The sequence below is a fragment of the Shimazuella sp. NTD248 genome, assembly GCF_059510395.1.
Genome location: NZ_JCAJZT010000001.1, coordinates 762,271 through 774,198 on the forward strand (window position 1 = coordinate 762,271; position 11,928 = coordinate 774,198).

Genomic DNA, 11,928 nt, shown 5'->3' on the forward strand with positions numbered 1-11,928 from the left:
AATGACGCTAAGTTCCATTTATTTAAATTAATACTATACATTTTGACATAGTTTTATATAGCAGTCCATGTAAGTGAACCTCTCACGACTGAAGTCGCGAGCTTCGTCAACGAAGGTTGATAGCTAGGCTACCCTTATTCGTACAGGCGTGTCCACTTCGCCTCTAGCGTATAAGCCCGTTAGAGCTACAACGTTACTTTTTCGCAAGATATTTAATGCGCCGTTGATATCTGCGTTGAGCAGCCTACCTGAAGTTGTACGATACAGTCCACGTTTCACCCGTGATCCGCTAAAGGTGTACGTTTTCGTGTTAGATGGATCATAGGTAGGCAGTTCATCCTGATCCCAAAAACTCGCTTTGGACGTGTAGCTTTCTTCTTGTTGTACCAACACCATCCCATATCGCTCACACATGTATTCCAACTTCTCTTTGATCATCCCAATGGGGATATTCACGAAATTTTGGTTGTTGCGTTTGCCAAGATTACTGCCTTTTTGCAGATTTTCGTTATATCCAATGACCAGTGTCCCAATGCGATATTTCAAACAATAGTGGATTATCTTACGACAGGTCTTGTTCAGGTAATCGTTCACTCGACGATTTCGTTTTGCCACCAAAGCATCTTGTTGACGCGTATACCCTTTCTGCTTTTGTTTATCTTTGATTCGCTGCAAATGGGCATTTCGTTTGTTATACCATTGGTTGATTGCCTTTAATCGTTTCCCATCGATCAGAAAACTTCTTCCTTTGGAAGTGACACAAGCTGCGAGATTGCTGATCCCCAAATCGATTGCAAGTACATGGTTTTTATCGGTATCCCTTTGAACTGCCTGCTCTTCATACGTGTAGTGCACTTCAAAGAACCTTGCACGATGTTTGGGAAGAATACGAATCTCTTTGATTTTCTTGTCTGCCAACAAGGGAGGAATGCGAATCCCCAACGGTTGATGTTTCTTCTGATAAGAACGAGAAAACGGCAGCACAAACCGATTTCCATGTAAACGAATGAAGCCGACTATTAACGGATAACATCCATCTTTTGGTAGGTATCGAGGCATCTCAATGGCTCGAAAGTCGTATTTTCCTTGCTTGGCGAGTCGAATCAACCCAAAGAAAGACTTCCATACTCCATCGACTTCTTTTAATATTTGCTGTGCCATATTGCTATTCAACCGCTTGTAATTTTCGCTTCCCTTCAAAAGCTGATTATTTTTCTGGTAATTCAGATATTTTTTCTCCTGAAAGTAATGCTGACGCACTCGGTATAAGCCTTGGTTGTACAAATTTTTGGCAGTATGACACAAGTCTTTTAAAAGGAAATATTCTTCTTTCGAAAGATGTTTGAGTTGTTGTTTTACGGTGAAATACATGAAAGGATCACCTCTTTTCTAGACAAAGATGAATCCTACTATACAAAATATGGATGGATTTGTCAAAAAAGAAAACAAAAATCGTAGCAATTCATTCCATGAATGAATTCACGGGTGTTCTCGCCACAAAAATAAAAAGAACTTAATCCTGTTTAACAGACTAAGTTCCCTTTTCGATTACTATTCGGACACTTCGACACTTACAAGTTTAGATTCTTTTTCATTCCATGCAAAAGTAGCCGTACTCTTTCCGAGATCGTAGTCACTATAGTAGATTCCATCATATTCATGAGTTTGATCTGGATTTCCAAACACACGGACCAATTCATCTTTGTCATTATTAGGAACATCAATCGGGAATTCTTTTGTATTTATCATCTTAATCATCCCTACATGATCACCGTACATGGTAAAATAAATATCCCCATAATCGAGGAAATTTGGGCTCTCTGTTTCAGGTTTTCCAAAAAAATCAATTATTTCAGCACGGGTCGATCCAATATGAACGCTTGCTCCATATAAATATCCTGTTTTTATAAAAGTTTGAAGCATCACCCAGCCACTATCAGGATTTTGGCGCTCCAAAGGCACTTTATCTACCTCATCGTAATCCAACACATAAACCTTATCCGATGTTACTTTTTCCCCATTTACTATCCCTGTAAAATTTATATACTGCGTGTAATAGCTTTTGTCGTTTTCATGCCCCTCTGGGATCGTACAGTCTGCAACACTATGAATAACAATGGCTCCTTTATTTTTTTGTATATCTTGTTCTCCACAATCTTGAATTGTCCAAGTTCCTTTTGCTGTTTGTGCATTTAGCAATTCGAATTTCAGCTCTACTCCATCCTCATAATGTTTGTAAATAGTGACTCGGATTGGGTTTGGATTGGAATTGATATCTTTTTGTCCATTCTCACTAGCGAAATTCATGGTACAACCGGATATTATGGCAGTAACCGCTAGGAGTAAACAGAATAAAAAATTAAATTTCCTCATAAAAAGTTCCTCCGTATACCTCATGAGATACTTATTTCTACTTTAGTTTAAAAGCTTTATAACAAAGGAAAAAGGGTAATTTACAGTTTGAGGCTTACCCCTTTTGTTAACGAAAAAAGATGGATGAGAAGTAAGCCTTCCATCCATCTCTTCTATTTTCTTCATGACGAAGGGGCTGTTCCCCATTGTTGTAATAAGCTTTCTTCTGCCACATAGTTTTTTTCATTGCTATTCGGGTCATTTTTCCAGTAAAATTCGATTTTTGCAATGCCTTCATTTATCGGCAACAATTGTTCTGGAACAGTTACATGAAATTTCACCGGAGTTAGTGTCGATTGTGAAGAACGTTTGTATTGAACGGTTTGCTTCGATATCACAAGCCTTGAACTTATCCGATCGATTACATAAATGTTGTAATAAAATTTAGTAGAAGGTAAATCCCCCACATCTACACTCACATCATACTCCCCATCTTCTCCTTCTACCTTGCGATTATGAAAAATACGGCTTAGTTTATTATTTTTGGGGAGTTCTTTCCACCAAGGGTACTTCCCTTTTGCCTTCGATGTTGGTGTATCTACACTTTTTTCGTTGATTTGTGTTTGTTTTGTTGCTTCACTTTGATACGCATTATACCAAATGTATGTACCAACAGTGCCCAGTACCAATAGAATCGTTATGGACAAATAGACTACAGGACTGCGGTAGAGATATGCAGTTTCTTTATTCTTTAATGTTGTAGGTATACTCGGTTTCATAAGCCCTAAAAGCGATAATTTCATTTCATTTGCTGTCTGGAAACGACGAGCAGGATTTTTTTCCAATGCCTTATAAATAATTTGTATTAACTTTGGGTTTATCTTATTGCCTAAACCCTTTAAAGAAGGCACAGGTTGATTGATATGCTTCATTGCAATGGCAATATAACTCTCTTCATCAAAAGGCACCATACCTGTCATCATTTCATACATCACAATACCCAAAGAATAAACATCGGAGGACGGCTGTACAGCTTGGGCAGAAGCTTGCTCTGGAGAAAAATAATGGACCGATCCCATTACCATACCAGTTAACGTCATCTTTGTAGAATCCATTAGTTTGGAGATTCCAAAATCAGCAATTTTTGCGACGCCGCTTGCAGTGCATAAAATATTATGAGGCTTAATGTCACGATGAATGATTCCATTTTCATGTGCATGAGCTAAACCGTCACAAATTTGACTTGCAAAATGGATCACTTGATCTTCACTTAAGTTTTCATTTTCTTTTAATACTTGATGCAGAGATGGACCATCCACATATTCCATTACGATAAAATGCGTCTCATCTTGATGAACAATATCATATATTTGAACAATATTGGGGTGATTTAAACTGCTGACAATTTTCGCTTCACGTATAAATCTTTCTATTCCCTCTTCTCCATTTAACTGCCTATCATCGATCACCTTTATCGCTACGTTTCTTTCTAAACGTGTATCCCATGCCAAATATACAGTAGCCATTCCGCCTTGGCCTAACTTTTTGATCAGGTCATACCGATCGATGAGTCTCTGTCTATCCTGTAACACCTTGCCTTTTCTCCTTTTAGAAAACATTAATGAGTGCAATAATAAAAATTATTTTGAAAAAATGATATAATGGAAGTGATTACCTTTAAACTCTTTCCCTTCATTATAATGTAAAGGGTGAAAATTTGAACATCATGGAACCGAATAAAAAGACGCTCCGTCCTATATATATGGCAGAGAAAAAAATAGAACGGTATAAATTTCAAGAAGCTTATGATTTGATCAAAGATTTCCAAGCAAAGGAAGTAGAAACTTGGCCCAGTCGGGAACAAGGTATTTTTTATTGGATTTTAGGCCAGTGGGAATCGCACAAAAAACATATAGAAAATGCACAATCCTATTTTATCAAGAGCATGAACAACCTCGAATGCTACCCAGATAAAAATCCTCTTATTCGGACAATGATCGCCATGAGTAAAACGATCTCCTTATCAGGTGAAGAAGATAAAGCACTCCATTTGTTGATAGAAGCTTATGAGATTGCCATCTATGAACAGATTTCAACCTATACCCAGATAACACTATTCTTTCAACTAGGGGTTCAACATGGGAAACTAGGGGAAGTCTATTCTGCTATCTATTACTTTAACAAGGCTCTTCAGTTCAGTGCAAACCTAGATATAACCTATAAATCAGGCCAAATTTTTATGTCTTTAGGCGTTTGTTATATGCAACTCCACGATTTTCATCAATCCAGACAACATTTTGAAAAGGCTCTGCTTTCATTCGAGTTAGCTGGAGATGAAGAAAATCTAGCCGGAACACATATGAATCTGGGCATTCTTTATGGATATCATCATGTCTATGATCAGGCAACTCAAGAACTACAAAAAGCAATGTCTTTGTATCTCCAATTAGAACAACCCCAGATGAAATTGCAATGTATGAGTAAATTGGCCACCTTCTTATATCAAGATGGAGAATGGGAAGAAGCAACTTCTTACTGCAACATCATCTTATCGGAACAAGAAAACCATACTCCCTTTTCAATAAAGGCATATGAACTGCTAAGTGACATGAAACTAGTTAAAAATCAGTTGGATTCCTCTCTAGAATTTATCAACAAAGCGTTAGCGCTATCAGAAGAAAGCCAAATGGAAAGACAACACCTTATCACCAAAAAAATCCAGCTGCTCCGCCAAAAAGGAAGATGGCAAGAAGCATTGGATCTTATAGCTGCCAAAGCATAGGAGGTGTTAAAAATGAACACAATTGAATACTACATTGAACTGAGGCTTGCGTTTCATACTGTAACAGACAAAACTCCTATCACGGTTGATACCGCAAAAATATCCGAAATCCTTCACTGTTCCTCACGCAACGCACGGCTTCTGTTAAAAAAAATGCACAGTGATGGATTCATAGAATGGACATCAGGCAAAGGAAGAGGAAATCGCTCTCATCTTACCTTTAACTTCCCTCTATCATCTGTCATCATCCTTCATTTTCAAAGCCTTATCCAGCAAAATAATATGGAGGAAGCATTACAGTTTCTTGACAGAAAAGAAATCCCTATCGATATCAAAAAGAAATGCTATAACCAATTACGACCTCAATTTGGATTAAATCTACCACAAATAGACCAATCAGAAGACAAAAAGCTTTCACCTGCTTCTAAAAAAATGACCTTTAATCATATTGTTCGTTATGTTGGAAATCGCACTTCTTCGTGGGTATTAGGAAAAAAAATGCCCCAACATAATACCATTCAATGGCCAAAAAAAGATTCCGATTCTTAACTTTTCAAGTGGGAAGATACTTGCTGTTTCATTCTTTATTCCCTATGTAAAATTGGAGTGATCAGATTGAAAAGTGAAAAATCCAGTACAACAGCTATGGGAATCGCATTGATGCGTGCTCTTGAATCGAGCAGACCCGAAAAGGAACGTATTTGTTTTGATCCATTCGCTCGTTCCTTTGTGAACAGCATCACCTATATTTTCAGCAAATGGATTATGACTTCTGGATTATTTGAAAAATTCAACCATGGAGCTTTAGAGTTTGTCACTGCTCGGGAGCGTTATATCGATGACTTTTTGAAAAAATGCCTACTGCAAGATTTTGATCAAATTGTCATCCTTGGTGCAGGCTTCGATACCCGTGGATATCGAATAGATGGTATCGAGAAGACACAAGTATTTGAAGTAGATCATCCTGCGACACAAAAAGTCAAATTACAAAAACTAAAAACTATCATTAACCCCCTGCCTAAAAATGTTACGTTTGTATCAGTCGACTTCAATACACAAGATTTAAGAGAACGACTTTTGCAAAATGGCTACTTGGAAAATAAGAAAACACTCTTTATTTGGCAAGGAGTCACAGTCTATCTGAATCCAGAAGGCGTAGATAGCACCTTATCTTTCATTGCCAACCACAGCGCATCAGGCAGCGCAGTCATTTTTGATTACTACTACAAGGAAACATTACAAGATACAAACAATGTCCATATAAAAAGCATACATCGTTCCGCAAGATGGACAGGAGAAAACTATATTTTTGGAATTGAAGAAGGAAAAATCGAGTCCTTTTTAGATGATCGTGGTTTTCGAGATATTCATAATGCTTCATCTGATGAATTAAAACAACTGTATTTTAAAGGGGTTAATGCGAAACGCATCATGCTTCCAGGTTTAGCAATCGCCTCTGCGTATGTAAAATAGCGCAAAGGGATAGAGGAACAAGGGACGGATAGTCCCTTATTTCTTGTTTTATCACAGATAATAAGCAATCGTTGTAATAATAAATAAAAGACGGGGATTCCCGCCTTAATAATTAAAATCGAAGATCTTTTATATCGCCTAGGTTGATTCCATACCTAGAATAAATCTTAGTTGTATTTTCTCCAGTCAATTCTTTTTCCTTGTAGCCAAGTAGGAAGGCTATGTGTAACACTTGTTCTTTTGAATCAGCTTCAATTTCTAGATAGGGAGGAATCATAGGCCAGTGATCAATTTCAAGCTGTGCACCCTTTAATATAAAGCTTGTCCGTTTATTTTCTTGATAACCTTTTGGATGAAATCCGAGGTTTCCAAGTAGTTTGTTTGTTTCTTCAAAATCGCTGACAATAACTTCTGTCTCAATTGTTCCGTCGATCCCATCATGTACAATTTCTTTTGTGGTTAATGCTATTTCTTTTCCGTTATCTCTTAAACGAATCCACTTGCTCATGTCCCCCTGAACAATATCATATACATAACGTTTCATGATTACTTCTCCGACACATGAACCACCCAGCTTTATAATTCGTTGTTCTATAACTTCAGGATTAATTTCTATTACCTTTGCCTCGTATTCAATCATTTCATAAACTCCTTTGGTGTATATTTGTCAACTCTCTATATTCTCTTTCTCGAAATCCAACGATTTCCCTACACAGATCACTTTTAACAAATTGATCGAGTGGCAAGCAAAGATCCATTCTTTGGATACAAACACCAACTTGATATACATTACTACGATCTCTGTAGAGTCTGATGCCGTAGTACCCTTCTTGACAGTCTGTATCGTTGTTAAAACGACAAGACGAACATGTATCTGGTAGTCGTACGAGTCTAATTTGTTTGAAATAGATAACTCTTCCTGTTGGAAGTCGATAAGCGACTTTACTGCCAGATACACCAGCTGTAACATATCTAGCAATCGGGATTGCTTGCAATTCTTCGAGTATTCGGTGAATAGCGGACATGGATGTAGAATCGTCCAGTGAATTTAATAATCGAACGGATAAATTTGGCGAATATTCTTCTAGAATTCGTTTTATTCGTGGTGCATGACTGTAATTTGGAACAACAATATTGGCACTTGCCTTGATCCCATGGTGTATAACAGTTGATATTGACTTTTTCAAAGCTTCTATTTTACGCCCTGCAAGCATTGTATTCTGATATTTTTCATGCTGAACTTGGGATAATTCTTCTGAAGTAGTTCCAAAAATAGAAAAGTTGATTCGATCTAATCCCATACACTTATCTAAAATGTTCTCACCATTTTCCCCATTCGATGTCATACAAACCTTAAAACCTTCAGATCTTATTAGTTCTACAATGTTGGGTAAGTGAGAGTGCAAAGTTGGTTCACCACCTGTTAAGTGGATTTCATTAAAACTTAATGAATCACGTAAAACTTTGATAGCGTTACCAAATTCTTTGTCAGGAAAAATAGGGGCAGATAGAAAGCTAACTCCATTTGTATCTGCATAGATCGAAGTTCTTTCAGAATTGCCATGTGTAGTCCAATTACCTGTTTGATTCTTAACATTGTCTACTGTTACCGGAGTACCCTCATTATGACAAAAAGTACAAGTCATTCCACAAGTATCAATAATTTTAATTCGTAATGTTCGATCTCTGGAAATATACGTTGGAATCTCTTTTCTACATGCCATGTTCCTCATCCTCCGTTGGATCAAAAGATGTTCCTTGAATATACGTTGATCCATCACCCATATTAATTATTTTCGCATTTGAAAGAGTTATTTCTATGTTGTTGTTGTCCATTGTAGTCAATTTTAATTTCGAAAACATTGTTGAGACCTGTGGTTTTAGAAAACGATTCTTATCAAAGTAATATTCCACTCTTGATTCGGTAGGCGTAGTAGCCAATTTTGACTGATCGTAAAAACGATATCGCGGGTTAGAGGTACGAAGGTATTCCACAAATTCCGAAACAGATTCGGAACTTCCTTCTATAATGAGACGTAAAGACATAGAAAAACAACTCCTTTGAAATATTAGAATATTCTCTCGCTATTAATATATATCTATATCAATATTTGTGCAACTGCCTGTTTCAATTTATTGAATTTAGTGTACTATATTGGTATAGATCAAATAATCAGAGATCAATTACGAAGGGAGGTACACATGATGGCTAAAACAAAGTGGACAGAAATATTCGAAGTTCTAAAAGAACGGATCAAAACGGAAATATATGCACCTGGTCAAAATTTCCCGACGAATTTAGAGTTAAGCAAAGAATTCAATGCTCATCCAATGACTATTCAATCTGCTGTGAATGCTCTCATACGTGAAGGATTGGTTATTTCTTCAAGTACCAGAAACCCTCGAAAAGTACGACCGAAATTACCTCACAAAAGCACAAGAAAAAGCTTCTCTAGAGATTCAGCAGGGAAGAAGTATCATAAAAATTTACTTGAGTTAAGGATTATAAGCGATAAAAAAGATATCCCTGATGAGGTATTGGCTGAAATGCAAGCACCAGTATTGTACTACTGTCATGAACAATGGTTGGAAGATAAACTCGCTGCTGTGTCTCGTTCTTACATGCCAAACTATATCAATCTACCGGAACTTGAAGGAAGAATTAAAGAAAAAGGATCAGGCCTATACCGATCCATGCGAGCAATGGGATTGAAGCCAAAGTATATTGATGAAACATTGCGAGCTACATTGCCCACTGATCAAGATATAAAAGATTTGAAGTTAGATGATCCAAAGAAGAACGAGGTAGTCATCATGAATATTTTGCGTAAAGTATTCAATGATGATGGAAGATTACTTGAATATTGCTTGTTAACAGACCGAGCAGATATCTATGACTTTAACTATCAATTTACAATGGATTGATAGTTTTTTAGCATATGAGCATTCATGAAAAATATCCCCCCTCCCCAACTGTCTACCAGAAGGAGAAATACCGAAACATTTCGAGAAATCGATACATCCGAGAGAGTGAGGAAAAGGGGGTTAACTTGTTTTCTGAGTGCGTGGATTGAAGAAATGGAGAAAACAGAATCAATAAATTCGATATGATAAAAAGATCAGTTGTTGGCTAACTTATTTTGATTAAAAGACAGGTGAAACCATGATTATAGAAGAGGTTATCTGTGACTGTAATTTAATAGATGGAGATAGATGGCCTTTTGATGTTCCTTCTGTTTCTCAAATTGTACGCCAAGGATTAACGTTTCAAACTCCTATTACGTTCTTAGTAGGAGAGAACGGTTCTGGTAAATCCACTATTATAGAGGGTATTGCAGAAGCTTATGGATTAGATGCTCATGGAGGTCGTGCGGGACGAAAATTTGTTAATGATCGTCCCCAAACCCCTTTGGGTGAAGTAATGAAACTAAACTATACACCTATTGGATCAAAGGTGTCTGCGATTCCTAAAAAAAGAAAAGGGTATTTTTTACGAGCTGAAACCGCACATGGATTCATGTCTTTTGTCACAGGAATGCGTGGTTATTGGGAAAAGAATGTGATGGAAATGAGTCATGGGGAAGGGTATCTGGAAGTATTAGATACCATGTTTACAGAACCCGGATTATATCTACTAGATGAGCCAGAGGCAGCCCTTTCTTTTTCATCCTGCCTCCATTTAATATCCATCATGAACCGCCTGTCTGAAATCGGCGCACAGGTCATTTGTGCTACACATTCTCCTCTGTTAACTGCATTACCTAAAGCTGATATTTTAGAACTTAGCACAGAAGGAATCAAAAGATTACCTTGGAAAGAGCTTGAGTTAGTAGACCATTGGCAAAGATTTCTCTCTAATCCCTCCATTTATTTACGTCATATTGTGAATGAGGAAAAATAATATGAATTTCTCGAATCCATATGAAGGTAAGCAATTTGAAATGTATGAAGCACTTGTTAAATATGCAAAGCAATATGATTTATTGCTATTAGGTGATCCTTTTTTTGGTTGGAATAACCGATCAATAGGATGCAAAGTAAGAAAACTGGAGGATACATACTGGCTTCGAGTGGTTTCTGAACAAAAGTGGTGGGCGCAAGGAGACTGGTGGGAAGGAAATAAAGCTGCTAATGCCATTCAAAGTATCTCTAAATCGAAGGTTCTCAGAGTAACAGAATATGAAGAAGGCGATACTCTTTACCGTGCTGAGTTACACACTTATATAAATAGTCGAGTGTGTTCAGCTACACCAGAGTTACGAACGAATATCAAATTATCCACTCAATGGTGGTCAGATTTACGAAAATTTTTAGATGTTCTATCTTCCTATCAGACAAATAGAACTACTATAAGCCAAGAAAAGGTATCTCGGCGATTTCTTGTATTCTATGGTGATGATATTGATAGTGAAGTTTGTAACTGGACTACTGCACATGCTGATCTGCACTGGGCTAATTTAATGAATCCATTATGTAGTATTTTAGATTGGGAGAGTTGGGGAATGGCCCCTGCTGGATATGATGCTGCATATTTGTATTGCCACAGTTTACTCGTTCCTGAAATCGCAAACCAAGTGTACGAAACATTTCAAGATATATTGGATAGTAAAGATGGATATTTAGCACAGTTGTATGTGATAACACATATGCTGCGCAGAGTTGACCAAGGTGATTATATGGAACTTGCAGGTCTTTTACACAGGGAAGCAAATAAACTAAAAAAGAAGTAAATGAAATTATTGATATCCTTTCCTGTATTAAAAATCAAATTATTCAAATAACTTATTGAAGTATAGTGAATCAACATAAAATAGGTCATCTAAAGGTTCATGAAAATCTTTAGATGACCTTTATCTTATTCTACCGAGAACCAATGTGAATAAAAAAAACAAGCAGGCCAATGAAAGCTCCGCCGCCGATTGCTATATTTCCGCTCGCAAACATACCCAATACGGTATAAGCGATTAGTCCCCAGATGATACTCAGTGGTACAAATAATACAACTCGTAAATATGGGATAACAAATAATATGGCCAGTATGATAACAGAGCCAAAAAATGTAGGCCATGAGTGGAAATAATACCCTAAAATTGCGGAAAGAATCAAAATCTCAACCACGATAAAATTACGACTGCTGCGGACATTTTCCATCTGATTCATGATATCCGCGAAGTCTCTCTCCATTTTTCTTCTATCCATCTCCATTCTCCTCCCTCTTCCCAAATTGCAACAATCCATCAAATATTATATCATCTTACAATTCCAATTGGTTATCTATCTATCTTCATAACTATTAGTATAGAGTGCATATTAACATTATC

At 37.0% G+C, this 11,928-nt stretch carries 13 protein-coding genes; 6 read left to right on the forward strand and 7 right to left on the reverse strand.

The features are described from left to right. Nucleotides 1-123 precede the first annotated feature (123 nt). The 3 genes from AC5WOE_RS04090 to AC5WOE_RS04100 form a co-directional block, all read right to left on the reverse strand. The gene (locus tag AC5WOE_RS04090; protein WP_496051987.1) at nucleotides 124-1,371 is read right to left on the reverse strand and encodes an RNA-guided endonuclease InsQ/TnpB family protein; all 1,248 of its coding nucleotides are present in this window, start codon (nucleotides 1,369-1,371) and stop codon (nucleotides 124-126) included. A 180-nt stretch (nucleotides 1,372-1,551) separates the two neighbouring features. Beyond that, nucleotides 1,552-2,373, reverse strand: coding sequence for a hypothetical protein (locus AC5WOE_RS04095; RefSeq protein ID WP_496051988.1), 822 nt, complete (start codon nucleotides 2,371-2,373; stop codon nucleotides 1,552-1,554). Nucleotides 2,374-2,534: 161 nt separating this feature from the next. Continuing rightward, entirely contained in the window at nucleotides 2,535-3,944 is a 1,410-nt protein-coding gene (locus tag AC5WOE_RS04100; RefSeq protein WP_496048732.1) for a protein kinase domain-containing protein, read from the reverse strand. A gap of 134 nt (nucleotides 3,945-4,078) precedes the next feature. Here AC5WOE_RS04100 and AC5WOE_RS04105 point away from each other — a divergent pair, with 134 nt between their 5' ends. The 3 genes from AC5WOE_RS04105 (at nucleotide 4,079) to AC5WOE_RS04115 (ending at nucleotide 6,607) form a co-directional block, all read left to right on the forward strand. Further along, nucleotides 4,079-5,134 (forward strand): tetratricopeptide repeat protein, encoded by a 1,056-nt coding sequence (locus AC5WOE_RS04105; protein WP_496048733.1) that lies wholly within the window; start codon nucleotides 4,079-4,081, stop codon nucleotides 5,132-5,134. Between the two features lie 12 nt (nucleotides 5,135-5,146). Continuing rightward, entirely contained in the window at nucleotides 5,147-5,683 is a 537-nt protein-coding gene (locus AC5WOE_RS04110) for an SgrR family transcriptional regulator (protein WP_496048734.1), read from the forward strand. Between the two features lie 66 nt (nucleotides 5,684-5,749). Further along, nucleotides 5,750-6,607: an SAM-dependent methyltransferase gene (locus AC5WOE_RS04115; protein ID WP_496051989.1), complete on the forward strand. Its 858-nt coding sequence runs from the start codon at nucleotides 5,750-5,752 to the stop codon at nucleotides 6,605-6,607. A gap of 112 nt (nucleotides 6,608-6,719) precedes the next feature. Here AC5WOE_RS04115 and AC5WOE_RS04120 read toward each other — a convergent pair whose 3' ends face one another. From AC5WOE_RS04120 to AC5WOE_RS04130, 3 genes are read right to left on the reverse strand one after another with little or no spacing between them, the layout of a single operon-like run. Next, nucleotides 6,720-7,247 carry a class IV adenylate cyclase gene (locus AC5WOE_RS04120; RefSeq protein WP_496051990.1) on the reverse strand — a complete coding sequence of 176 codons (528 nt, stop codon included), beginning with the start codon at nucleotides 7,245-7,247 and terminating at the stop codon, nucleotides 6,720-6,722. A 1-nt stretch (nucleotide 7,248) separates the two neighbouring features. Further along, a complete protein-coding gene (locus AC5WOE_RS04125) occupies nucleotides 7,249-8,331 on the reverse strand; it encodes a radical SAM protein (RefSeq protein WP_496051991.1) in 1,083 nt (360 codons plus the stop codon). After that, nucleotides 8,321-8,653 carry a hypothetical protein gene (locus AC5WOE_RS04130; protein ID WP_496051992.1) on the reverse strand — a complete coding sequence of 111 codons (333 nt, stop codon included), beginning with the start codon at nucleotides 8,651-8,653 and terminating at the stop codon, nucleotides 8,321-8,323. Before AC5WOE_RS04130 ends, AC5WOE_RS04125 begins: the two co-directional genes overlap by 11 nt. Before the next feature lie 159 nt (nucleotides 8,654-8,812). On the opposite strand from AC5WOE_RS04130, the gene AC5WOE_RS04135 reads away from it, so the two are divergent. The 3 genes from AC5WOE_RS04135 to AC5WOE_RS04145 all read left to right on the forward strand — a co-directional run bounded on the left by AC5WOE_RS04135 (nucleotide 8,813) and on the right by AC5WOE_RS04145 (nucleotide 11,337). Further along, nucleotides 8,813-9,532: a GntR family transcriptional regulator gene (locus AC5WOE_RS04135; RefSeq protein WP_496051993.1), complete on the forward strand. Its 720-nt coding sequence runs from the start codon at nucleotides 8,813-8,815 to the stop codon at nucleotides 9,530-9,532. Between the two features lie 238 nt (nucleotides 9,533-9,770). Beyond that, complete coding sequence (locus AC5WOE_RS04140; protein WP_496048737.1) at nucleotides 9,771-10,508, forward strand: AAA family ATPase; 738 nt, start codon at nucleotides 9,771-9,773, stop codon at nucleotides 10,506-10,508. Between the two features lies 1 nt (nucleotide 10,509). Next, a complete protein-coding gene (locus AC5WOE_RS04145; RefSeq protein ID WP_496051994.1) occupies nucleotides 10,510-11,337 on the forward strand; it encodes a hypothetical protein in 828 nt (275 codons plus the stop codon). Between the two features lie 130 nt (nucleotides 11,338-11,467). On the opposite strand, the gene AC5WOE_RS04150 is transcribed toward AC5WOE_RS04145, so the two are convergent. After that, on the reverse strand, nucleotides 11,468-11,806 hold the full coding sequence (locus tag AC5WOE_RS04150; protein ID WP_496051995.1) for a hypothetical protein: 339 nt from the start codon (nucleotides 11,804-11,806) through the stop codon (nucleotides 11,468-11,470). Nucleotides 11,807-11,928: the final 122 nt, after the last annotated feature.

What these genes read in the sequence shown, in the direction of transcription:
- AC5WOE_RS04145 (WP_496051994.1), top strand. Translation starts at nt 10,510, where the DNA reads ATGAATTTCTCGAATCCATATGAAGGTAAGCAATTTGAAATGTATGAA.
- AC5WOE_RS04120 (WP_496051990.1), bottom strand. Translation starts at nt 7,247, where the DNA reads ATGATTGAATACGAGGCAAAGGTAATAGAAATTAATCCTGAAGTTATA.
- AC5WOE_RS04135 (WP_496051993.1), top strand. Translation starts at nt 8,813, where the DNA reads ATGGCTAAAACAAAGTGGACAGAAATATTCGAAGTTCTAAAAGAACGG.
- AC5WOE_RS04125 (WP_496051991.1), bottom strand. Translation starts at nt 8,331, where the DNA reads ATGGCATGTAGAAAAGAGATTCCAACGTATATTTCCAGAGATCGAACA.
- AC5WOE_RS04095 (WP_496051988.1), bottom strand. Translation starts at nt 2,373, where the DNA reads ATGAGGAAATTTAATTTTTTATTCTGTTTACTCCTAGCGGTTACTGCC.
- AC5WOE_RS04110 (WP_496048734.1), top strand. Translation starts at nt 5,147, where the DNA reads ATGAACACAATTGAATACTACATTGAACTGAGGCTTGCGTTTCATACT.
- AC5WOE_RS04150 (WP_496051995.1), bottom strand. Translation starts at nt 11,806, where the DNA reads ATGGATAGAAGAAAAATGGAGAGAGACTTCGCGGATATCATGAATCAG.
- AC5WOE_RS04105 (WP_496048733.1), top strand. Translation starts at nt 4,079, where the DNA reads ATGGAACCGAATAAAAAGACGCTCCGTCCTATATATATGGCAGAGAAA.
- AC5WOE_RS04140 (WP_496048737.1), top strand. Translation starts at nt 9,771, where the DNA reads ATGATTATAGAAGAGGTTATCTGTGACTGTAATTTAATAGATGGAGAT.
- AC5WOE_RS04130 (WP_496051992.1), bottom strand. Translation starts at nt 8,653, where the DNA reads ATGTCTTTACGTCTCATTATAGAAGGAAGTTCCGAATCTGTTTCGGAA.
- AC5WOE_RS04090 (WP_496051987.1), bottom strand. Translation starts at nt 1,371, where the DNA reads ATGTATTTCACCGTAAAACAACAACTCAAACATCTTTCGAAAGAAGAA.